General features: G+C 62.0%; 1 pseudogene. It reads left to right on the plus strand.

What is annotated here, in order from left to right:
- Positions 1-114: 114 nt before the first annotated feature.
- A pseudogene (locus A3722_RS10740) lies at positions 115-258 on the plus strand (peptidase M48); the annotation flags it as partial.

A 258-nucleotide genomic window follows, 5' to 3' on the forward strand; every position in this document is an offset into this window, starting at 1 on the left:
TGCTGACCGCCGAGATCACGATGGACGCAAAACTCGTCTGATCGCATGACATGGAACCGGGGGCGCGGCCTTGTGCCGCTTGCCCCCGGCCCTCGGCGCGCCCATATTGCGGGCATGATCCGCTTTCTCCCCATTCTGCTTGCCATCCTTTACGCGCTGGCCATGTATCGTTTTTCCGCTTGGCGCACGGCGCGCGAGTTGGACGCGAAATCGACCCCCTTGGTGGACCCCAAACTCAACGACATGAGCGCCAAGATG

Origin of the sequence: Sulfitobacter sp. HI0027 (assembly GCF_001634775.1) — a bacterium.
Lineage (GTDB): Bacteria > Pseudomonadota > Alphaproteobacteria > Rhodobacterales > Rhodobacteraceae > Sulfitobacter.